Annotated in this window: 12 protein-coding genes; 3 read left to right on the top strand and 9 right to left on the bottom strand. The window is 76.6% G+C overall.

The window, feature by feature from the left end; all coding sequences use genetic code 11:
• Positions 1-202 precede the first annotated feature (202 nt).
• Positions 203-3,070 carry a BTAD domain-containing putative transcriptional regulator gene (locus tag OG286_RS33850; protein ID WP_405365982.1) on the top strand — a complete coding sequence of 956 codons (2,868 nt, stop codon included), beginning with the start codon at positions 203-205 and terminating at the stop codon, positions 3,068-3,070.
• 30 nt (positions 3,071-3,100) lie between these two features.
• On the opposite strand, the gene OG286_RS33845 is transcribed toward OG286_RS33850, so the two are convergent.
• From OG286_RS33845 to OG286_RS33835, 3 genes are all read right to left on the bottom strand, one after another.
• A complete protein-coding gene (locus tag OG286_RS33845) occupies positions 3,101-3,781 on the bottom strand; it encodes a sigma-70 family RNA polymerase sigma factor (protein ID WP_396321122.1) in 681 nt (226 codons plus the stop codon).
• Positions 3,782-4,074: 293 nt separating this feature from the next.
• Positions 4,075-4,425, bottom strand: a complete 351-nt coding sequence (locus OG286_RS33840) for a hypothetical protein (RefSeq protein WP_396321121.1) — start codon at positions 4,423-4,425, stop codon at positions 4,075-4,077.
• Positions 4,426-4,638: 213 nt separating this feature from the next.
• Positions 4,639-5,043: a hypothetical protein gene (locus tag OG286_RS33835; protein WP_396321120.1), complete on the bottom strand. Its 405-nt coding sequence runs from the start codon at positions 5,041-5,043 to the stop codon at positions 4,639-4,641.
• A gap of 233 nt (positions 5,044-5,276) precedes the next feature.
• On the opposite strand from OG286_RS33835, the gene OG286_RS33830 reads away from it, so the two are divergent.
• Positions 5,277-6,485 (top strand): hypothetical protein, encoded by a 1,209-nt coding sequence (locus tag OG286_RS33830; RefSeq protein WP_396321119.1) that lies wholly within the window; start codon positions 5,277-5,279, stop codon positions 6,483-6,485.
• 81 nt (positions 6,486-6,566) lie between these two features.
• Here OG286_RS33830 and OG286_RS33825 read toward each other — a convergent pair whose 3' ends face one another.
• From OG286_RS33825 to eccCa, 6 genes are all read right to left on the bottom strand, one after another.
• Positions 6,567-7,907, bottom strand: a complete 1,341-nt coding sequence (locus OG286_RS33825) for a S8 family serine peptidase (protein WP_396321118.1) — start codon at positions 7,905-7,907, stop codon at positions 6,567-6,569.
• A gap of 5 nt (positions 7,908-7,912) precedes the next feature.
• On the bottom strand, positions 7,913-11,287 hold the full coding sequence (locus OG286_RS33820; protein ID WP_396321117.1) for a right-handed parallel beta-helix repeat-containing protein: 3,375 nt from the start codon (positions 11,285-11,287) through the stop codon (positions 7,913-7,915).
• A 99-nt stretch (positions 11,288-11,386) separates the two neighbouring features.
• Entirely contained in the window at positions 11,387-12,766 is a 1,380-nt protein-coding gene (locus OG286_RS33815) for a hypothetical protein (protein WP_396321116.1), read from the bottom strand.
• 127 nt (positions 12,767-12,893) lie between these two features.
• A complete protein-coding gene (locus tag OG286_RS33810) occupies positions 12,894-13,337 on the bottom strand; it encodes a hypothetical protein (RefSeq protein WP_396321115.1) in 444 nt (147 codons plus the stop codon).
• An 11-nt stretch (positions 13,338-13,348) separates the two neighbouring features.
• Positions 13,349-16,123, bottom strand: a complete 2,775-nt coding sequence (locus OG286_RS33805; protein WP_396321114.1) for a hypothetical protein — start codon at positions 16,121-16,123, stop codon at positions 13,349-13,351.
• 133 nt (positions 16,124-16,256) lie between these two features.
• Positions 16,257-20,192 carry a type VII secretion protein EccCa gene (eccCa, locus tag OG286_RS33800; protein ID WP_396321299.1) on the bottom strand — a complete coding sequence of 1,312 codons (3,936 nt, stop codon included), beginning with the start codon at positions 20,190-20,192 and terminating at the stop codon, positions 16,257-16,259.
• Between the two features lie 217 nt (positions 20,193-20,409).
• On the opposite strand from eccCa, the gene eccD reads away from it, so the two are divergent.
• Positions 20,410-21,795 carry a type VII secretion integral membrane protein EccD gene (eccD, locus tag OG286_RS33795; protein ID WP_396321113.1) on the top strand — a complete coding sequence of 462 codons (1,386 nt, stop codon included), beginning with the start codon at positions 20,410-20,412 and terminating at the stop codon, positions 21,793-21,795.
• Positions 21,796-21,855: the final 60 nt, after the last annotated feature.

Here is a 21,855-nt window from a genome sequence, read left to right as displayed (position 1 = left end):
GGCAACGACGAGGGCGTCCGATCCGGCCGGTCCGTCCGAAGGATAGGCCCGGGCCGGCCGGTGGCCCACGCCGGGTCCGCCGCCGGTCGGTCGCCCGCCGCCCGTCGCCGTCCGTGGCGCGGCCGACACCTGCGGGCACTACACTGCACCACCCGGGACGGTCCCGGGCCTGGTCGGGGTGGTCTGAGGGTGAGGGGTACGGGTGCGGATTCGGCTCCTCGGCCCGGTGGAACTGCGCGCCGGGGAAACCGACTTCGCGGCTCTTCCGGGGGCGCAGCGGCGGGCTGTCCTGGCGCTGCTGGCCCTGCGGCTGGGGCGGGTGGTCGCCGTCGGCACCTTCTGCGAACTGCTCTGGGGCGAGTGGCCGCCGGCCAGCGCCCGGGCGGCGCTCCAGGGGCACGTGGCCGCGTTGCGCAAGGCACTCGCCGGGACGCCGTTCGTGCTGCACACCCGGGCACCCGGCTATCTGCTCACCGGGCCGGCCGACGAGGTGGACGCGCTGCGGTTCGAGGCGCTGACCGGCCGGGCCGACCGGCACGCCGGCCGCCACGAAGGCAGCGCGGACTCCTACGGCTGCGACGGCTGTGACGACTCCGGCGGCTGCGCCGCGGACGACGCGGCGATCGCGCTGCTGGAGCAGGCGCTGCGGCTCTGGCGCGGCGGCGCACTGGCCGACCTGCCCGACACCGCACCGCGCCGCGCCCTGGTGGAGCAGCTGGACCAGACCCACACCCGGGCCCTGATCGCCTGGGCCGGGCTGCGCCTGCGCCAGGGCAGCGGCGCGGCGGCCGTGCCCGTCCTGGAACAGAGCGTCCGGGCCGACGGGCTGCGCGAGGAGGTGGTGGCGCTGCTGGTCCGGTGCCTGCACCAGAGCGGGCGGCAGGCGGACGCGCTCACCGCGTACCACCGCGCCCGCGTGAGGCTCGACGGCGAGCTCGGCATCCGGCCCGGCCCGGCCCTCCAGGCGGCCCTCGCCGAGGTGCTGGCCGGTGGCGGGGCCACGCCGCCTTCGCCACCCCGGGCCCGTCCGGCCGACCCCGCGCCGCCGGCCGCCCACCCCGTGCCGCGCCAACTCCCGCGCCCGCCGGTGGACTTCGCCGGCCGGGAGACCGAACGGCAGTGGCTGGACCGGATGTGCGGGCCGGACCGCGGCGACGACGGGCCGGCACTGGTGGTCGGCCCGGCCGGGGTCGGCAAGAGCGCCACCGTCCTCGCCTGGGCGCACCGGGCGGCCGGGGACTTCCCGGACGGCCTGCTCTTCGCCGACCTGCGCGGCTTCGACCCGGACGGCCCGGCGGACCCGGCGGAGCTGCTCGGCCGGTTCCTGCTCGCGCTGGGCGTGCCGGCCTCCGAGATCCCCGCGGACGGGGCCGGGCGGACCGCCCGCTACCGCGACCGGACGCGCGGGCGGCGGCTGCTGGTGGTCCTGGACAATGCCCTCGACGCCGAGCAGGTCGCCGAGCTGCTGCCCGGCGCGGGGTGCGCGGCCGTCGTCACCAGCCGGGGATCACTGGAGGGCCTGCTGGTCGCCGAGGGGGCCGCCCTGCTGCGCCTGGCCCCGCTGCCCGAGGCCGACGCCCTGCTGCTGCTGGAGCACGGCCTGACGCCCGCGCGGGTGCGGGCCGAGCCGGCGGCCGCCGCGCGGCTGGCCGGGCTCTGCGACCGGCTGCCGCTGGCCCTGCGGACCGCGGTCGCCAGGCTGGCCGCCCGGCCGGACTGGACGATCGCCGAGCTGGCCGACGAACTCGCCGACGAGCGCACCCGCCTGGGCGCGCTGGAGGCCGACGGGGTGGCCGGTGTCGGCGAGGCGCTGGAGCAGACGTACCGTCACCTCTCGCTCGACGCAACGCTGTTGTTCGCCCTCCTCGCGACCCATCCGGGCCGGGATGTGGACGCCCTCGCGAGCGCGGCACTGCTCGGCGCCGACCCGGCCGCCGCCCGCGCCACCCTGGGCGAGCTGGTCGCGCACCATGTGCTCACCGAGACCGCGCCCGGACGGTACGGCCGCCCCGACCTGGTCCGCCTGTTCGGCGTCCAGCTGCTCGCCGAACAGGCGGAGGGGTTCCGGCGGATCGGCACCGAGCGGCTGCTGGACTACTACCTGGAGGCCGCCTGGCACTGCGGCGAGCAGGTGGAACCGGGGCAGGACAGCCTCGGCGAGCGCGTCCACCCGCCGGTCGCGCTGCCGCCGGTGACCGGCACCCGCGGCGCGCTCGACTGGTTCGCGGCCGAGGAGCCGGCGATCCGCGCCCTGGTCATCGCGACCGCCGGCACCGACCCCGGGCGGGCCTGGCGGCTGGCGGCGGCCGCCTGCCCGCTCTACTACGGCTCCAGCCGCTTCACCGACTGGCTGGACTGCCTCCGTGCGGGCGAACGGGCCGCCGAGGCCTGCGACGACCGGGTCGGCATCGCCCTGCTGCGCGGGGCGGTGGCCAACGCCCTGCTCGGCCTGGAACGCCGCCAGGAGGCGGCCGAGGTCGCCCGCACGGCCGTGGCGGGCACGTCCCCCGCGGACGGCGCCGCACACCTGCGGGCACTCGCCACCCTGGCGCTGGCCACCGCCCTGCGGGGGGACACCGCCGAGGCCGCCCGGCTGGCCGCCACGGCGTTGGCGCTCGCCGAGGAGAGCGGCGACGCCCGGCGCCTCTCCTACGCGCTCGGCTACCAGGCCGGGGTCAGCCTGCTGGCCGGCGACCGGGAGGGGGCGCTGCGCCAGGCCCGTGAGGCCAGGGGCCTGCTGCCCGGCCTCCCGGCCTCCACGATCCAGCTCTGGTCGATGCTGACGGAGGCGCAGGCACTGCAGGCGCTCGGCCGACACGAGGCCGGCGAGCTGGCCTGGCACCGCCTGCTGGCCACCTGCGAGGAGGCGGGCATGCTGCACCTGCAGGCCCTCGCCGAACAGTCCTACGCCACCTTCCTGGCGGCCCGCGGACGCGAGCCGGAGGCCGTCGGCCGGATGCGCTCGGCGCTCGGCCGCTTCCGCTCCTGCGGCCACCTGGCCGGCGCGACCAGCGAACGGGCCACCGTCATCGAGGAGGCACTGAACGCGCGGACCGACCGGCGGATCTGACGCTTGGTCAGCTGGCTCCGGCCCCGGCCGTCAGGCGCCCACCCCGCGGCGGACGGGGGCCGCAGGCGCGGTCCGGGCCTCCTTCGGGCCGTACCCGTGCTCCGCCGCCAGGACCGGGCGCAGGGCGCGGATCGCATAGAAGTTGCGGGACTTGACCGTGCCCGGCGGCACGCCGAGCCGGGTGGCGGCGTCCGCCACCGACCGGTCGTTCAGGTGCAGCTCGACCAGCACGTCGCGGTGGTGCTGCTGGAGCCGCCGGAGCGCCGAGTCGACGTCCCGGGCGACGACCACCTGGTCGTACGGGTCCTCGGTGACCGGGCGGTCCGTCGACTCCTCGCCGAGCACCTCGCGGGCGCGGGCGGCGGCCATCCGGTAGTGGTCGATGGCGATCCGCCGGGCGACGGTGAACAGCCAGGGCCGGCTCTGCTCGGGCCCGGCCGCCAGCGCCTCGGGGTTCTGCCAGGCACGCAGCAGGGTCTCCTGCAGGATGTCCTCGGCCTTGCCGCGATCGCCGCCGGTCACCCGCAGCAGCGCCCGCAGCAGGTAGCCGCCGTGCAGGCGGTGGATCTCGGCGAGGGTGTCCGGGTCGAGGGTCGGACGGGCCTTGCGCGCGGCGGCAGCGGCGGACTTGGCGGCGGACCGGGCTGCGGCGGCGGCCTTGGCGCCCGCAGCGGCCGACGGCTCGGCGGGCCGGCAGGCTCCCGCCGCCACGGCGGACCGCAGGGTGCCGGACTGGGCAGGGGGGCCCGGCTGTGACGGGATGACCGGGTGGGTGACGGGGTGCTTCTGGGTAACCGGCTGGGTGACCGGGTGCTTCTGGGTAACCGGCTGTGACGGGGTGGCCGGCTGTGACGGGGTGACGGGCGGCATGGGGAAGCGCTACCTCTCGGGTCGGGCAAGGGCAGGGCAGAGACCGACCGGAATCCCCCCGGTGGCCGGACACCAGGCTGCCGGGGGCCGCCAAGAGTGCACCAACATTCCGCCAACGCGCGCCCCGCGCCCGCTCAGCCCCCGGTGAGCGCGCCGACCAGCTCCTGGACCCCGTCCTCACCCCGGTGCTCGATCAGCACGGCCACCCACTCGGAGAGCCGTTCCCGGTCGGCCACCGACCAGGCCGCCGCGGACGGGTGCTCGTCGACGACCAGCACCGTCGCGAGCCGCAGCAGCGCGGGCAAGGGAGCCAGACGCGGCCGCCCCGCCGGCAGCGCGCGCAGGGCGATCCGCCGGGCGACGGCGATCACCTCGTGCGCCGGCGCCTCGGGTACCGCCAACGCGGGCGGCCCGGGCAGGCTCTCCACCCGCTCGCCCACCAGGGCCGCGACGAGGTCGCCCGGTCTCCGTCCGTCCGCCGCCATCGTTCTTCCTCCCCCGTCCCGGACCGGGACGCATGCCGACTCTCCTCGGTGGTGCCGGCCACTGGCCGTACACCCCGGGGAAACGGTATCGATTGGCCGCCGGATCCAGCAGCGGATTTCCGGCGGCCGGCCGCACAGCCGGCAACCTCGCAGCAGCCGGACGGACGGGCGCTCGCCGCCCTGCCGCCCGCCCGGCCTGCTGCCGGGGCCGTCCTAGAACGTCGTCCAGTCGTCGTTGTCGGGGGTGTTGAGGGTCTTGATGCGCTCGCCGTCGGGGAGGTCGAAGCTGTCGGTGCCGATCTTGAACTTGCTCCCGTCGGCCTTGCGGCCGTAGATCACGACCGTCTCACTACCCCGGCCGCTCAGCGACACACCGACGCAGCGCCCTGACTCGGCGACCGCGGTGGACATGTTGCCCCGCTTCGGGAACACCGCGTAGGAGGCGTAGTTGCCGTACGAACACAGCACGAAGTTCTTCCCGGCGGGGATGTTCGGCTGCTTCGGCTCCGTCGGATCCAGGTCCCCGGCGTGCGCGGAGGTGGCGCCGGTGAGACCGATCAGACCGGTGGCCATGAGCAGGCCGACCGTACGGACGGCGCGGGTCGTGGTGGTACGCATCTGGTCCTCCGAGCGCTACGGGAGCGCCGCATGCGCCCGATCCGCTCAACGGGCCCGCCGTCTGAAGCGGTTCACCGCCGCCTCCGGCACCCCGGGCGCGGCCGACGGGAGCAACCGACGGGGGCGTCCGGCGGGGGCGTCCGGCCCGTGCCGCCGGGTGAACCGGGACGGGCGGACAGCCGTATTCCTGACTGGACGGGCCGACACGGCGGACACCCCGGGAGGGACACGGCATGACGTTCGCGGACGACAGCCCCGGCCAGGTACGACGCCCCGGCCCGGAGGACCATCCGGACTACACGCCGGCCGACTGGCCCGTCCCCGTGCCGGTGGTCGCCCGGCGGCCGCTCGACACGCTGGGAACCCAGCTGATCCCGCCCGCCGAGCGGTCGTTGTTCGCCCGTGCCGCGGCCGCCGGGGAACCGCCCGCTCCGGCGGACCCGCCCGCGGCGGGCCCTGCCCCGTCCGCGAGCCCCGTACCAGCCCCGGTCCCGGCCCCGGCCGGACCTGCGTCGCCGCCGGCCCCACCCACCGCGTTCGCCGGATTCGCGCCCGCGGCGGGACCGCAGCCGCCGGCACCGCAGCGGCCGCGCATGCTGCGGCTGCCCTTCGCGGGCGGCGCGGAGGCGCGACGGCTTCTGGTCGACCGGATCCGTACCCCGCTGCTCGGCTGCCACCGGATCGCCGTACTCGGCCGGCCGGTCGAGGACCGTTGGACCGGCGCCCCGGTGACGCTGGGTGCCCTGCTCTCCCGTCACCGCTCGGACCGGGTGGTCGTCCTCGGCCTGGAGGACCGGGGCCCCCGCCGGAGTGCCGCCGGTCCGCCGGAGGGCGTGCCGGCGAGCCTGTGGGCCGTGGGCGACGTGTTCGCGGCGGTACCCGGGCCGGACGGTCTCACCCGTCCCGCCGACCGACTCGAAGTGCTGACGACGCGTCCCGGCCCGTGGGCCCCCGCCCTCGACGCGGACCGCTACCGGCACGCGGCGGGACTGCTGGGCACGCACTACCCACTGGTCCTCAGTGACGCCACGGCCGCGGCGGACGACGTCCGGCAGGCCGCCGTCGAACTCGCCGACCAGTTGGTGATCTGCGCGAGCACCTCGGCGGCCGACGCGGCGGCCGTGTCCACCCTGCTGGAGGGCCTGGTGGCGCAGGGGCACGGCGCACTCGTCCGCGGCGGCACCGTCGTCCTCACACCGTGCCCGCCCTCGGCGGCGGGGGCCGATCGCCCGGTACCGGCCCGCGAGCTGGTCGCACACTTCGGCACCCGCTGCCGGGGCGTCGTCGTTCCCCCCGACCGCAGGCCCGCGTCGGCCGGGACGGCGATGCTGGAACTGGCCGCTCTGGTCGGCGACGCGCTGGCCGCGACCGTCCCGTGGGCGGCTGCCAGGCCGTACGCCGCCGCGGCCACCACCGCGGGCCTGCCGGTGGCCGGGCACTGACCCACCGCCCCACCCGCTCCGCCGGCTCCTCGCGACGCACGCCCCGCAAGCCCGCGCGTTCAGAGGACCGCTCCGCACGCCTTACCCCGTCCCGGCTCCCTGCTCGGGCCTCGGTGGCTGCCAGCCGCGGGCCCGGCCGCGCGGGCCGACGACCGCGCCCACTGCGACCAGGCCGATCACACCCATGGCGCCCAGCGCCACGACGACCGCCTGGTGGGGGGCGGCGGAGTCCGGCCGGCCGGGCGGCATGGCCACGGCGGCCGGAGCGGCGGTGACGGCGGCGGTGGGAGGCGACGGCTGTTCCTGCGGGAGGAGGGCGGTGACGGCCGCGACCGGGTCGACCGTGCCGTGGCCGACCTGCGGGTCGGGTGCCGGGCCGGCCGTCCGGTAGGCGGTCGCCTTCAGCCGCTGTGCCAACTGGTCCGCGGTCAGGCCGGGGCGGTAGCCGAGCACCAGGGCTGCGGTGCCCGCCACGAACGCCGTCGCGTAGCTGGACCCGGTGCCCGTGTAGTAGCCGCCCGGGTTCGGGCCGACGCTCATCACCGCGTCGCCGGGGGCCGCCAGATCCACCCGGCCGCCGGCCACTGCCCCGTCGCCCTCCGGGAGCGCACCGCCGGGTCCGAGGTCGCGGACGGCCAGCACCTCGGGATAGGCGGCCGGGTAGACCGGTTGCGGCTTCGCCGCGTCTCCCTGATTGGGGGGCGGCGCGTCCGGGGCCACCGGGGCGAGGACCAGCGCGCCCCGGCTCCGGGCCTGCCGCACCGCCGCCGCGAGCGCGTCACTGCCCGCCGTGACGGTCACGCCCACGTCGATGACGCGCGCGCCCCGCTCGACCGCGGTCGTGATCCCCTGGGCGAGGAGATCGGCGGTGGTGGCTCCGGTGTCGTCGGTGACGCCCACCGCGAGAATCCGGGCGTGCGGGGCCAGGCCGGCGAATCCGGTGCCGTCGCGCCGGGCCGCGGCGATCAGGCCGGTCAGGAAGGTCCCGTGCCCGACGCAGTCGGCGGCCGGGTCGCCGGCCCCGGGCAGCTTGGCCGCGTAGCCGATCCGCCCGGCGAGCGCGCCTGCCCCGTCGGACACCCCGGAACCGAGCACCGCGACGGTGACGCCGTCGCCCTGGCTCAGTGGCCAGACCCGGTCGGGCCGCAGGAAGGTCTGCGGCCAGGGGGTGAGCTGGGTGCCCTTGGCCGAGGCCGGCAGGCAGCCGGCCGGGCGCCCGGACGGGTCGCGGCGCAGCTGGCTGACGCCCGGTAGCGCGTCGGCCGGTGCGCCCGCCGCTGTCGGTGCGCCCGCCGCCGGCGCACCCGACGCCCCGGGTGACCCCGGTGCCGCCGACGGTCCGTGCGTGTCGGCCAGTGCCGTACCCGCCGCCAGCAGGCCGCAGGCCGGAAGCAGCAGGGCCCCGGCCAGCACTGCGGCCACCGGCCTCACAGGAAGCTGCCGATCCGCTCGGCCGGGATGTCCTGCGGCAGCAGCAGGCTCAGTTCGGCCAGGTCGGCGATGTCCAGCCGGGCCAGTCGGCCGGCCTGGCGGGTGATCATCGACTCCAGGACCTGCCGGGCGAAGCGTCCGTTCCCGAAGCTCCGGTCGCGCGGGACGGACGCGAACCGGACACCGAGCGCCGCCAGGGTCTCCGGGGTGCAGCGGTAGCCGCCGGCCTCGGCCTGGAGCCGCACGATGGTGAGCAGTTCCTCGTCGCTGTAGTGGTCGAAGGTGATCTCGCGGGAGAAGCGCGACGCCAGACCGGGGTTGGAGGCCAGGAAGCCCTGCATCTCCTCCTGGTAGCCGGCCACGATCACGACGACCTCGTCGCGGTGGTCCTCCATCAGCTTCATCAGGGTGTCCACCGCCTCCTGGCCGAAGTCCCCGCCGGCGCCGTGGCGCGGCGTCAGGGTGTAGGCCTCGTCGATGAAGAGCACGCCGCCGCGGGCGCGTTCGAAGGCGTCCCGGGTCAACTGCGCGGTGTGACCGATGTAGCGGCCGACCAGGTCGGCGCGGGCGGTCTCGATCAGCTGGCCGCTCGGCAGCACGCCGAGTTCGGCGAGCAGCTCGCCGTAGAGCCGGGCGACCGTGGTCTTTCCGGTGCCGGGCGGGCCGGAGAAGACCAGGTGGTGGCTGATGACGGCGGCCGGCAGCCCGGCCTCGACCCGGCGCCGGGTCTGCCGGGTGAGGTTGACGAGGTCCTCCACCTGTTCCTTCGCGGCAGCGAGCCCGACCATCGCGCGCAGCCGGTCGAGCAGGCCGGGCTCCTCGGGCTGCTGGGTGCCCGCGGTGGCGCGGGCGGCCGCGGCGGCGGCGTGCTCGTCGACGTCGGACGGGACGAGCAGGGCGAGGTCGGCGTTGTTGATGCTCTCCAGCTCGGCGAGCCGGGAGGCCTGGCGGTCGACCATCTCCTCGAACACCTTGCGGGCCGCCCGGCCGTTGCCGAAGTCCGCGCCCCTGGGCATCCGTTCGAAGTTCTGGGCGAGGGCCTCGCGGGTGCCGTCGGCGAGTTCGTAGCCGTGGCCGGCCGCCGCGCGTTCGACGATGGTGGTGAGTTCGTCGACGCTGTAGTTCGCGAACTCGACGGTCCGGCTGAACCGGGAGGCGAGGCCCGGGTTGGAGGCGAGGAAGGCGCGGATCTCGGCCTCGTAGCCCGCCACGATCACCACCAGGTCGTCGCGGTGGTCCTCCATCAGTTTGACCAGGGTGTCGATCGCCTCGCGGCCGAAGTCGGGGCCCGTCCCGCCGGAGCCCGCCGACAGGGTGTAGGCCTCGTCGATGAAGAGCACCCCGCCGAGGGCCTCCTTCACCACCTCGGTGGTCTTGAGTGCCGTACCGCCGATGATCGAGGCGACCAGGTCGGCCCGGGCCACCTCGACCAGGTGGCCGCTGCGCAGCACGCCGAGCTCCGCCAGGATGGCGCCGTAGAGCCGGGCCACGGTGGTCTTGCCGGTGCCGGGCGGGCCGGCGAAGACCAGGTGCCGGCTCATCGGCAGGGCCGGCAGCCCGGCCTGTTCGCGGCGTTTGGCCAGCTTGTTCAGGTTGACCAGGGTGGCGACCTGCTCCTTGACGCCCTCCAGGCCGACCAGCGTCCGCAGGACGGCCTGCGGGCCCTGCGGGCCGGCGTCCGGCCCGGCCGGGGCCGCGCCCTCGGAGGCCGCGCCCTCGCCTTCGGGGGTGTCGGCCGTACCGGCCGCTCCCGCCGCGGCGGTGGCGGTGCCGTGGGCGTCCGCCGTGCGGTTGTCGCGGCTGTCCAGGTTCTCGACCGACAGCCGTTCGCTGGACTCGCTCTGGCGCAGGCCGGCGCCCTGGTTCTCGGCGACCACGCAGTCGGTGAGCCGGACCGGCTCGGTGGTCTCCGAGCGGATGCCGTCCACCGTGTTGCCGGTCAGCCGGCACCCCGTCAGGGTGGCCCGGGAGCCGGGCAGCAGGTGGAGGCCGTGCCGGCGGTTGGCCCGCAGCCGTGACCTGGTCGCGGTCAGCTCGCCGCCGCGCTCGACGCTCACGCCGTCGTACTCGTTGTCGGCCGTCTCGACCTCGCGCAGGGTGGCGATGCCGTCGGCGCCGACCGAGATCCCGCTCGCCCGGCTGCCACGCACGGTGCCGCCGCCGAGGTAGGTGTTGGCGCCGTCGGCGATCCGGACGCCGGACTTGCCCGCGTCGAGCACGGTCGCCTCCTCCAGCCGGCCGCGCCCGTCCCGCACCACCTCGACGCCGTGTCCGGACGCGCCGGAGACGATGATCCGGCGCAGCAGCGGGTTGGCGCCCTCGCGGACGACGACGCCGTTGCCGGCCGCGTCGCGCACCTCCAGGCGGTCGAACTCGGCGGCGCTCTCCTCGCTCAGCTCCACGCCGTCCGCCTCGCCGTCGCGCACCACGGCCCGGACCAGGGTGGGGCCGGAGGACTCCCCGACGAAGATGCCCGCCTGGGCGGCGGAGGTGACCTCGAAGTCCTCGAAGGTGCCCCGGGAGCGGCCGGCGACGTGCAGACCGTGGCCCTGGGTGCGGACCGCCCGGCAGCGGCGCAGCAGCGGGTCGGTACCGTTGGCGAGGACGAACCCGTGACCCCGCACGGCGGTGACGGTGCACTCCTCCAGCACCACCCGGGCGGTGGAGCCGAGGAAGACGCCCTGTGCGCTGTCCCGGACCTCCGTCCGCACCAGCCGTGTGGTGCTCTGCTCCTCCAGTGCCACGGCGGGCTTGTCGGTGGCGGAGATCTCGCAGTCCTCGATCACTCCGCGGGCTTCGCCGTTGGCGCAGACGCCGTTGCCGCGGGCGTCGCGCAGCACGCAGCGCCGCACGACGGGGTTGGACCGCTCGCCGATCACCAGGGCGGAGGTGCCCAGGTGCTCGATCACGCTGTCCTCGACGACGCTGGTGCCGTCGGAGGTCTCCACCAGGCCGGCGCCGGCCGGGTTGGTCACCCGGCAGCCGCGCATCGCCAGCGAACCCTGCCGGCGGGTCAGCACGGCCGTCCAGGAGTTGCCGATCACCTCGCAGTCCTGGAGGGCGAGCTGGCCCTGTGGCACGTCCACGGCGGGCAGGTCGTCGTCCTGCCCCTGGATCACCAGTCCGGTCAGCTGGACCGCCTCGGCGAGGACCTGGACCACCGAGCCGCGCCGCGGGCTGATCCGCACACTCCCCCGGACGTCCTCGGCCGCGATGGTCACCATCTTGGTGACCACCAGGTTCTCGTCGTAGCGGCCGGGGCGCACCGAGATCACCGCCCCGCTTCGGGCGACCTGGAGGGCTTCACCGATCGTGCGGTAGGAGCCGGCCTCCCGCTGCTCCGCGCAGACCGTCAGCACCGGGCGCGACATGCCAGGGGTTCCCTTCGTCGGGGTGGGTTCACCGGCTGGGTCCGCCGAAGCGGGGCACCGGGATGGGTGGGTGCGGCAGACCGGGTGGCCGGCGCCGGCTCAGGAGGTGCAGGTGGCCTTGACCGCGGAGGCCGCGTGGTGGGCGTTGTTCTTGGTGGGGCCGACGAAGTCCTCGCCGCGGGTGTGCAGCGTGACGGTGAGCGAGCCCTGGTAGGCGTACGCCGTCTGGTCCACCCAACGGCCGCGGTTGGCGGTCTGGTTGATGACGAAGGAGCCGGACGTACTGCCGCTCTTCACGGTGTAGAGCGTCGCCTTGCCGCCGACCTTCTTCAGGTCGCTGTCAGCCGGGATGTAGACGGACAGGGTGCAGCTCTTGACGTTGCCGAGGTTGAACGTCCACACCACGGAGTTGCTGTCGTCCTTGTTGGCGTCACCGGACATCGGCACCGAGACGTACGTGCCGTTGCAGCCGTCGCTGCTCCATCCGCCGGAGTACTTCTTCCAGCCGATGTCGCCCTGGTCCCACCAGCCGATCGGGGTGTAGGTGGTGCCGCTGGCGCTGCAGTACGGGCCGGCCACCGCGACCAGGGGGGCGGGAGCGGGGGCCTTGGAGGCGGCGGGCGGCGGGACCGGCTGCTGCGCGGCGGGCGGGGCCGCCCCCTGGGCGGGCGGCGGCTGCGGGGCGCCGCCCGCGCTGCCGCCCGAAGCGGCGCCTCCGGAGGCACTGCCCCCGCCCCCGCCACCCGCGCCGCCGGCGGCGGGGGGCGGCGCCGCGGTGCCGGCGGCGGTCGGGGCCCCGCCGGAGCGGGGCGAGGCCTTGCCGGGGGCCGGGGTACCGCCGGTGGGCGCGGCGGGGCCGGTAGCGGGCGCCGGCTGGCCGGCGGCCGGGTCGGGCGCGGGCGAGCCGGTCTCCCCGGCGGGCGCGGGCGTGCCGGGGGTGGCGTCGGGCGGGACCGAGGCGCCCGTGACGGCACCGTGCTGGTCGAACCCGGGGACGAAGCCGCTGCCGCCGTCGCCGTTCTCCGGGCCGTAGCCGGGCGGGGCGTCCGCCCGGGCCGGCCCGTGGTTCGGCTCGGACCCGCCGAGCCGGGTGGCCACCACCGACCCGCCGACCAGCACCAGCCCCACGGCGACGGCGGCCGCGATCATCGGCCGGGAGACCCGGCCCGGCTTCGGGCCGGCCGCTTCGGCCTCCCCCGCCGTATCGGGGTCGGCGGGGGCGGGGGCGGCGATCGCCGCGGCGGCGCCGCCGGGGGGCGGCGCGGCCACGGAGGCGGCCCCGGAGGCGCCCGCGCCGGGCGCCGGGGGTACGGGCGCGGTGGCACCGAGCGTGGTGCTGTTGCCTGCTCCGGCGGCGGTGGTGCCGGTGGCGGCGGTCCTGCTGGTGCGACTGGTGGTGCCCGGGCCGGACGGGGCGGCGGCCGGCTTATCCCCGTCCGGCGCGGGGGTCTCCTCCTCGGCCGCCACGGCCCAGTTCACCGCGGGGAGCTGAAACCCGGGCGTCGCCCGCTCCCCTGCACCGCGATTCTGCTCGCCCACCGTCATCCCCTGCGCTCGGCTCGACAACACTCCTGTGGGGAGGTACGGGCGGCGTGGCCGTGGAGGTTCAGCCCTGCTGCCCGACGGTCCACACGGCGGCGTCCGCCGGCTCCGGCGGGGTCAGCAGGAACGCCACCGCCCGCTCCAGCACCTCCGGCACCGGAATGGCCGGCGGCTCGTCGACCCGGGACAGGACGTGCCGCAGAAGGCCCGGTTCGGGCGCCAGACCGTACTCGTCGAGGTAGTACGTCACCGTGTCGGTCCAGATCCACTGCCCGTCGGTGCGGTAGCCCATCGGCACCACGCCCCGGCGCTCCTGGTCCACCACGTCGTCCATCAGCATCGGGGTCAGCAGCACGGGCGTCCCCGCGCTCAGGTAGCGGGCGACGGCCTCACGCTCGGCACCCGCCGCGAGCCGGGGGTGCCCCGGCTCGAAGCCCGGGCCCGTCACCGGATCCACGTGGTCGAACACCGCCGCGAGCTCGAAGCCCGCCCGCACCGTCTCGGACATCCCTGCACTCCTCACGACTCGCCGGTCCTCCCTTCCTCCGACGGCCCGCCGGTGGCCGGAGGTTCACCGGCCGGCCCGCCGACGCCGCCCAGGTCGATGCGGAAGCGGTCGGGGGCGGCCGGGCGGATCCGGTCGGCGGGCGCGACGGCGTCCCGCCGGCCGAGCCAGGTGCGCAGGCGCTCCGGGGCAGGGCGGATGGCACCGACCTCGTGGAGCAGCACCCGCGCGGGGCGCCCCGCGTCGGCGTCCGGCGGCTCGACGGCCACCACCTCGAAGCTGCTCCCCGGTGCGAACACCACGGTCGGCTGCTCGCCCGGCTCGCCGAAGGCCGAGGTACGGCGTCCGCCGACGGACCAGACGGCGAACTCGGTCCCGACGTCCGCGCCGAGATCGGCACCCGCGGCGGCGATCCCGCTGACCGGGGCCGGCTCGGTGAGGACGGTGCCGGGGACGTAGGCGGCCAGGTCGGTGCGGCCGGCCGGTGCGGCGGCCAGCACGCCGCCGTAGTGGCTGGGCAGCCGGCGCAGGCCGGCGGCCAGGCAGCGCAGGTACGCGGCGGGCGGGCCCGGCACCCCCGCCCGCGCCGCCGCAGTGAGTTCCGCCCGGCCGGCCGGCACGCCCGCGTCGGTGTGGTGCAGCAGGACGGCGACCAGCTCGGGCCGGGAGTCGTCGTCGTCCGTGACCGAGCGCAGCCCGGGCAGCCTGGTCGTCGCGTCGTCGGCGCGGCTGGCCCAGCGCTGGTAGGCGGGCCCGAGAGCGGCGACCAGCGCCGCCCGGTCCTCGGCCGGGGTCGCGGGCCCGGTCTCGTCGGGCAGGGGCGGGGCGTGCAGGGGCGTGGGGGGCTCGGGGCGGAGCGCGGCCGCCACCGTCGCGCCGGGCTCGGGTGCCCCGGCGGCCTCTGCCGCCGACTGCGGGTCGGGGGCGGGCTGCGGGTAGGGCTCGGGGGCGGGCTGCGGGTAGGGCTCGGGGGCGGGCTGCGGGTCGGGGGTCGGTTCGGGCTCGGGGAGGGTCTCGTGAGCGGCCCCCGGCACCGGCTCGGCACCCGCGGTGGGGCCGTCGGTGCCCGGCTCCGACGGTCCCGCGGCCGTCGGCGCGGCGGCGGTCGTCGTTGCAGCTCCCGATGTCGTGGCAGCGGTCGTCGTAGCCGCTCCGGACGTCGCGGCAAGGGTCGTCGTAGCCGCTCCGGACGTCGCGGCAAGGGTCGTCGTAGCGGCTCCGGACGTCGTGGCCACGGCGACCGGCCCGGGCGGGACGGCGGGCGCACCAGGCGCGGCGGGCAGCTGAACCGGCTCCGGCCGGAGCGGCAGGACGGCGGTCGCGTCCTCGGCCCCGGCCGGCGGCTCGGACACCCGCCCGGTCACCGGCCCCGCCACGAACGGCGGCGCGGCCGGCGTCAAAGGCCCGGCGGGCGCAGCGGGGACAGCGGGCCCGGGGACGGGGACGGGCACCGGCGCCACCGGTCCGACCGCGCCCTCCGGGCCAAGCCAGTCGAGTCCGTGGATCCGCGCGCAGAACCGCCCGACCGCGTCCGAGGCGACGTCCGGCATGCCCGCCACCGCGAGGGCGAGCCGGGCCGGCTCGACGGGTGCCGGGCCCGGCGGCACCGCCCCGAACGGAGCCGCACCGAACGCCGTACCGGCCGGTGCCACGGCGAATGCCGCACCGAGCGGGGGAAGCCCGGCGAGCACGCCGCCGAGGTGCGCCCAGGCGTCCTCGGTCACCGGCCGGCCGGCGTCGCCGATGAGCAGGACGGGCTGCCGGGGGTCGGGACGGCGCAGCCGGGGGCCGCGGTCCACCGTCCCCTCCGGGTGCAGCCAGAGGCCGGCCGCGACGGGCTCCAGCTCCCAGCCGGGGAAGGCCGGATAGCGCACCGGGCCGTCGTCCTGGGGGGCGCCGGGCCGGGTGCGCCGGCCGACGGCGGTCACCGTCCGGCCGACCGGGCAGGCGGACAGTTCGGTGAGGTACGGCTCCCAGCCCGGCGTGCCGTCGGCGGCCAGGTGCACGGTCCGGTGGCCGGTGGCGTCGGCGATCGGGAGGCCGACGGCCGCCCGCACCTCGCGGCCGAGCGAGGAGGCCAGCACCGCGGCGAGTTCGATCAGGTCGACCGGCGCTGCCCAGGGGAGGCTGAGCAGAGGCCGGTCCGCACCGACGGTGTCGAGCAGGAGGGCGGTGGCGTTCGCCAGTTGGACGGCGGTGGGCAGTCGCCCATCGGGCTCGCCGGCCACGAGCAGGAGGGTGGCGCCCGGGGCGGCAGCCCGGTCGAGTACGGCCGGGCGGGTGTCCGGGGCGGCGGCGGTCACCCAGAAGCCACCGCCGGGCAGCGGAGTGATCGTCGCGGCGGCCGGCCAGCGTTCGCCGAGTGCCTCGGCCGGCCCGCCTCCGGGCCGGCACCGCCACCAGCAGCCGCCCGGCGCCACGAGGGTGCCGTCCTCCTCGACGGAGACCACCGCGTCCGGCGCGACGACCGTCAGCCCCGTCCGCCGGGCGAGCTGTTCGGCGGGGCGGCGGCCGTCCGGCCCGGTCGCGGCCAGTCCGGAGGCGGCCAGCACCAGGGTGTCGGCGCCGCGGGCGGCGGCCGTCCGGGCCAGTTCGTCCAGGGATCCGAGCAGGACGGGTGCGGCGTCGGCCGCCGCGGCGAGCAGCAGCAGGGTGCCGGGCTCGGCCCGTACCGGATCCAGGGCCGCCGCCAGTCCGGCCGCCTCCGCGTCGGGCGGGGCGATGACGAGGTGCGGGCCCACCGCGCGGAGTGTGGACCGCTCGGCGGTGCCGGATGCCGGCGGGGTCATGGGCCGGCCCCCTTTCTGGTGGTTGCGGCCGGTCGGCTGCTTGCGGCCGGTCGGGGCGGGGCAGCGCGCCGGGGCCCCGACGGCCCGGTCGTCGGATGCCGGCCGGACCGCCGGGAGGGCGCGCCTGCCGGGACTACGGCCCGGACGGGTCCAGCGGTTCACCCTCCGCCGCGGCCAGCCGGCCGGTCTGCACCTGCACGGTGCGCCGGCGGGTGATGTAGAGGCCGCGGCCGGCGGGGAACTGGCGGGGCTTGAGGTTCCCGAACAGGTAGCCCTCCGAGGGCGGGCAGGAGAGCAGCAGCGAGGGCGAGTTGACCTCCTGGAGCTTGCGCAGCAGCGGGTCGCCGAGGGCGCGTCCGATGCCGTTGGCGCCGCGGGCGACCACCAGGTGCAGGCCGATCTCCGAGCCCTGGGCGAGGTCGTCGAGCAGCGCCGCGAACGGGTGGGCGCCCGATCCGGTGCCGACCAGGTCGTAGTCGTCGACCAGGATGAACAGCTCAGGCCCCTCCCACCAGTCGCGCAGCTTCAGCCGCGCGGGCGTGATGTCGGCGGAGGGGATGCGGTTCTTCATCGCCCGGGAGGCGCCGTCGACGATCTGGCGGAGCATGTCCACCGCGACGGCGTAGCCCAGCCGGTACTCCTCCGGCACGCTGTCGTACAGCTCGCGCCGGTAGTCGACCAGCATGATCCGCGCCTCGGAGGGCGTGTACGCGGTGGTGATGGCGTTGATCATGAGCCTGAGCAGGTTGGTCTTGCCGGACTCGCTGTCGCCGACCACCAGCAGGTGCGGGCTCTCCTCGAAGTCGTGCCAGAGTGGCGCGACCTCGGTGTCCTCCAGTCCGATCGGCACCCGCAGGCGGCCTTCGGGGGCGGGCAGTTCGGCGGCGTCGAGGGTGAGCGGCAGCATCCGCACCTCGGGGGCACGCGGGCCGGTCCAGTGCGCGGCGACGGCGTCCACCAGGTCGGCGACGCCGTCACCGAGGTCGTCGGCGTGGCCGGCGCCGTCGATCCGGGGCAGGGCGGTGAGGAAGTGCAGCTCCTCGTCGGTGAGGCCGCGGCCGGGCACCTTGGGGACCTTCGCCGCCGCGCGCATGTTGATCACCGAGTCGACGGAGTCGCCCAGCCGCAGTTCGAACCGGGTCTGCAGCTGGTCGCGCAGGCCGCCGACGATCTCGCCCCACCGGGTGGTGGCGATGACCAGGTGGACGCCGTAGTTGATGCCGCGCTGGGAGATCAGGGTGAGCGGCTGGACGAGGTCGCCGAACTCCTGGCGCAGCGTGTTCCAGCCGTCGATCACCAGGAAGACGTCCCCGTGCGGGTCGTCGGGCAGTTCACCGGCGGCCTTGCGGCGGCGGAAGGAGGTGACCGAGTCGATGCCGAGCTCGGCGAAGTACTTCTCCCGCCGGGTGATGATGCTGTTGATCTCGGCGACGGTGCGCAGCACCCGCTCCCCGTCGTGCCGGCCGGTGACCCCGCCGACGTGCGGCAGGCCGCGCAGGGCGGAGAGCGTGCCGCCGCCGAAGTCCAGGCAGTAGAACTGGGCCTCGCGCGGGGTGTGGGTGAGTGCGAGGCCGGTGATCAGGGTCCGCAGCAGGGTGCTCTTGCCGCTCTGCGGGGCGCCTGCGATGCCGACGTGGCCGCCGGCCCCGGCGAGGTCGGCGGTCAGCAGGTCGCGCAGCTGCTGGAACGGGCGGTCGATGACGCCGACCGGAATGCCGAGCGCGCCGTGGTTCCGCGCGTCGGCGGTGGTCAGTCCGCGCTCGGGGTGCGGGACGAGCGGCGGCAGCAGCTCGTCCAGGGTGGGCGGCGCGCCCAGCGGCGGCAGCCAGACCCGGTGGGCGGGCGGACCGGCGTCGCGCAGCCGGCCGGCCGCGACGTCCAGCAGCGAGCCGGCCGCAGCCTCCTCCACCGGCTCGACCACCGGCTGCGGCACCTGCCGCGGCGTCAGGTACTCGGTGCCGTAACCGACCACCTGGCCGGCCAGCGCGGCCTGCTGGGCGGCGCGGCGCTTGGGCCGGTAGGGGCCGGAGACGTACGCGGCCTTGAACCGGGTCAGGGTGGAGATGTCGCTGCGCAGGAAGCCGTTGCCGGGCTGGGAGGGCAGCTGGTAGGCGTCCGGCACGCCCAGGACGCCGCGGCTCTCCATCGCGGAGAAGGTGCGCAGGCCGATCCGGTAGGACAGGTGGGACTCCAGCGCGCTCATCCGGCCCTCGTCCAACCGCTGCGAGGCCAGCAGCAGGTGTACGCCGAGCGAGCGGCCGAGCCGGCCGATCATCACGAACAGCTCCATGAAGTCCCGGTGGGCGGCGAGCAGTTCGCTGAACTCGTCGACCACCAGGAAGAGCGTCGGCAGCGGCCGCAGCGGGGCCCCGCCCTCCCGCGCGGTCTCGTACTCCAGCAGCGAGGCGTGGCCGGACTCGCGCAGCACCTCCTGGCGGCGGATCAGCTCCCCGTGCAGCGCGTCGCGCATCCGGTCGACCAGAGCCGCCTCGTCGGCGAGGTTGGTGATCACGGCCGAGGTGTGCGGCAGGGTGTCCAGGCCGAGGAAGGTCGCGCCGCCCTTGAAGTCCACCAGCACGAAGTTGAGCACCTCGGAGGAGTGCGTCATCGCCAGCGCCACCACCAGGGTGCGCAGCAGCTCGGACTTGCCGGAGCCGGTGGCACCGATCAGCATGCCGTGCGGGCCCATGCCGCCCTGCGCGGACTCCTTGAGGTCGAGGTCCACCGGGCGGCCGTCCGGCCCGAACCCGAGCGGCACCCGCAGCCGCTTGGGGATGCCGCGCTGCGCCCAGAGCGCCTCCACGTCCAGGGCGTGCAGGTCGGGGATGCCGAGCAGGGCGGTCAGGTCGAAATCGGTGGCCAGCGGCTCGGAGACGTCCACGGTGTCGGCGATCCGGTAGCGGGCCAGCAGGGCGGCGAGCCTGGTCGCGGCGGACAGCCCGAGGGCGTCGGGGCGGCCGAGGTCGGTTTCGACGTCCTTGCGGTTGCGGTCCGCGCCGACCATGGCGAGCCGGCCGCCGTCGATCCGCAGCCGCAGCGTGGTCCGGGCCGGGCGCCACTCCAGGCTCTCGTCGAGGTCGATCAGCACGGTGTTGCGGTAGCCGGCCAGCGCGGCCCGGCTGCCGGTGTGCGCGCCGGGGCCGTCCAGCACCAGGACGGTGAACGGCTCGTCGCGGCTGGGCACGGCGTCCGGCTCGTAGCCGGGGCGGCCGGTGAACTCCTCGCCGAGCAGCTGCTCCACCTCGACCAGGCTGCCCGCGACCAGCCGGACCGGGCCGGCGCCGTCGGTGTCGCTCGGGTGCAGCGCGTGCGGCAGCCACTTGGCCCACTCCCACTGGGCCCGCCGCTGCGGCTCGGCGACGACGGCGATCCGCAGCTCGTCCGGCCCGTGCACCACGGCCAGCTGGGCGAGCATCGCCCGCACCAGCGCCCGCGCGGCGTCCGGGTCGTCGGCGCGCAGCAGCAGCCGGGCGAAGCCACGCAGGTGGATCGCCATCGGCTGGTCGGCGACCGTGCCGTAGGCGTGGATGAAGCGCCGCAGCGCGTGCGCGCAGAGCGGCTCCAGATCCTCCACCGGCTTGGTCGCGAGCGGGGCCAGCGGGGTCGCCAGGCGCTGGGCGCCCAGACCGATCCGGACGTCACTGAAGTCCGGGTGGGTGGAGCGCCGCTCCCAGAGCCGGGAGGTGCCCACCAGCGACCAGAGCTCGCCGGGCGCCGGGTGCCGCCAGGCGAGGGCCTGGCGCTGGGCGTCGATCGAGCGCCGGACCTGCCGGCGCACCTGGGACAGGTAACGCAGGTAGTCGCGCCGCTCGGCGCGCAGCTGCTGCTTGCGGTCGCTGGAGCCGCGGATCAGCTGGGTGACCAGCATGCCGACCGCCGAGAGCGCCATCATGCCGACCGCGACGTAGCTGAGCGCGCCGCCGCCCTCGCTGCCGCCCGGGTGCAGGAACATGAAGACCATGGACAGCGAGCCGAGCGCCATCGGCATCATGCTGATCACGCTCGCCATGCCGCTCTGCTTCTCGGGCAGGCTCGGCGGCTCCTGCAACTGCACCTCGCCGTCGGGCATCTCGGGCCCCGGACGCCGGGGCGTCCGGTTGATCAGCACCACACTCACCTAGGGCTCCTCACTGCCACGGCCGTCCTCCCAGGCTGACGGGCCGCGGGCCTCCCGGGGTTCAGCCTGCGCCTGAACGCTGCACGGCGCCCCGGCCGTTCGACAGGACGAGAGACAGCACCAACACCGCACGAAGACAGCACGGACGGACCCGCACCCGAGGAGTGGCGTGAGCAGCAGTGTCGTGGCAGGACTGTGCCGATTGAGGTTCCACGCGCCGGGGGCGGTCTTCGACCTCGCCGTCCCCGCCGACGTTCCGCTCGCCGACCTGCTGCCGGCCGTCCTCGGCCACGCCGGCGCCGACCTGGCCGAGGAGGGACTGGAGCACAGCGGCTGGGTCCTCCAACGGCTCGGCGAGGACCCGCTCGACGAGGAGCAGAGCCCCGAGGCGCTGGAGTTGCGCGACGGCGACGCGATCCACCTCCGGCCGCGCCACGAGGCCCTGCCGCCGGTGCACTTCGACGACCTGGTGGACGGCGTGGCCACCGGCATGAACGAACGCGGCGACAACTGGCGCCCCGCGCTGACCCGCCGCCTCGCCCTGGCCGTCGCCCTGCTGGCAGTGGCCGGCGGCTGGGTGCTGCTCGCCCTGCCCGGCCCGGCCGGCCTGCGGATGGCGGCCTCCGCCGCCACGGCGGTCCTGCTGCTGCTCGGCGCCCTCAGCGCCTCCCGGGCCATGGCCGACACCGGGGCCGGCGCAGCCCTCGGCGCCGCCGCCGTCCCGTACCTGGGCCTGGCCGCACTGCTGCTGCCCGGCGGCCCGGGCGGCCCCGACCTGCTCGGCGCCCGCATCCTGGCCGCCTCCTCGGCGGCGGCCGGCGCCGCCGTCCTGGCCCTGGCCGCGGTCGGCGCCGCCGCGCCCCTGTTCCTCGGGCTGCTGCTCGTCGGGGCGTTCGGCGTGCTGGCCGGCGTCCTGGTGCTGGCCGGGATGACGCCCGACCAGCTGGTCGCGGTCGTCACGGTGGTGGCCGTCCTGGTCGGGTCGTTCGTCCCGTCGCTCGCCTTCCGCCTCTCCGGCCTGCGGCTGCCCATGCTGCCGCGCAACGCGGAGGAGCTCCAGGAGAACATCGACCCGTTCCCGGCCGCCTCCGTGCTGCCCCGCAGCCTCGTCGCGGACGACTACCTGATGGCCCTCTACACCGCGATCGGCGCGGTCTGCGCCACCTGCCTGGCCGTGCTCGCCGCCACCGCCGGCTGGGCGGCGCCGGTCCAGGCCGCCGCGCTCAGCCTGCTGCTGCTCCTGCACGGGCGCGCCATCGGCAGCATCCGCCAGCGCCTCAGCCTGCTGCTGCCCGGCATCTTCGGCGGCGCCGCCCTGCTCGTCCGCCTCGCCACCGGCGCGTCACCGACCGAGCGCATCGCCGCCCTGGTGGGCGGGCTCCTGGCGCTGGCGGTCGCCCTCCTGGTGGTCGCCTGGACCGTCCCCGGCCGCCGCCTGCTGCCCTACTGGGGCCGCCTCGCCGACATCCTGCACACCCTCACCGCCCTCTCCCTCCTCCCGCTCGCCCTCCAGGTCTGCGGCGTCTACCACACCCTCCGCGGCCTCGGCGGCTGAACCGCCCGCCCCCGCCCACCGGGCCCCGGCCGCGTCGGCGGCCGGGGCCCTCTGCCGTCC

This window comes from Kitasatospora sp. NBC_00039, assembly GCF_045160625.1.
Lineage (GTDB): Bacteria > Actinomycetota > Actinomycetes > Streptomycetales > Streptomycetaceae > Kitasatospora.
This window is presented reverse-complemented; position numbering and strand designations above follow the sequence as displayed.

What these genes read in the sequence shown, in the direction of transcription:
- OG286_RS33805 (WP_396321114.1), bottom strand. Translation starts at nt 16,123, where the DNA reads ATGACCCCGCCGGCATCCGGCACCGCCGAGCGGTCCACACTCCGCGCG.
- OG286_RS33810 (WP_396321115.1), bottom strand. Translation starts at nt 13,337, where the DNA reads ATGTCCGAGACGGTGCGGGCGGGCTTCGAGCTCGCGGCGGTGTTCGAC.
- eccCa (WP_396321299.1), bottom strand. Translation starts at nt 20,192, where the DNA reads ATGCCCGACGGCGAGGTGCAGTTGCAGGAGCCGCCGAGCCTGCCCGAG.
- OG286_RS33830 (WP_396321119.1), top strand. Translation starts at nt 5,277, where the DNA reads ATGACGTTCGCGGACGACAGCCCCGGCCAGGTACGACGCCCCGGCCCG.
- OG286_RS33835 (WP_396321120.1), bottom strand. Translation starts at nt 5,043, where the DNA reads ATGCGTACCACCACGACCCGCGCCGTCCGTACGGTCGGCCTGCTCATG.
- OG286_RS33840 (WP_396321121.1), bottom strand. Translation starts at nt 4,425, where the DNA reads ATGGCGGCGGACGGACGGAGACCGGGCGACCTCGTCGCGGCCCTGGTG.
- OG286_RS33820 (WP_396321117.1), bottom strand. Translation starts at nt 11,287, where the DNA reads ATGTCGCGCCCGGTGCTGACGGTCTGCGCGGAGCAGCGGGAGGCCGGC.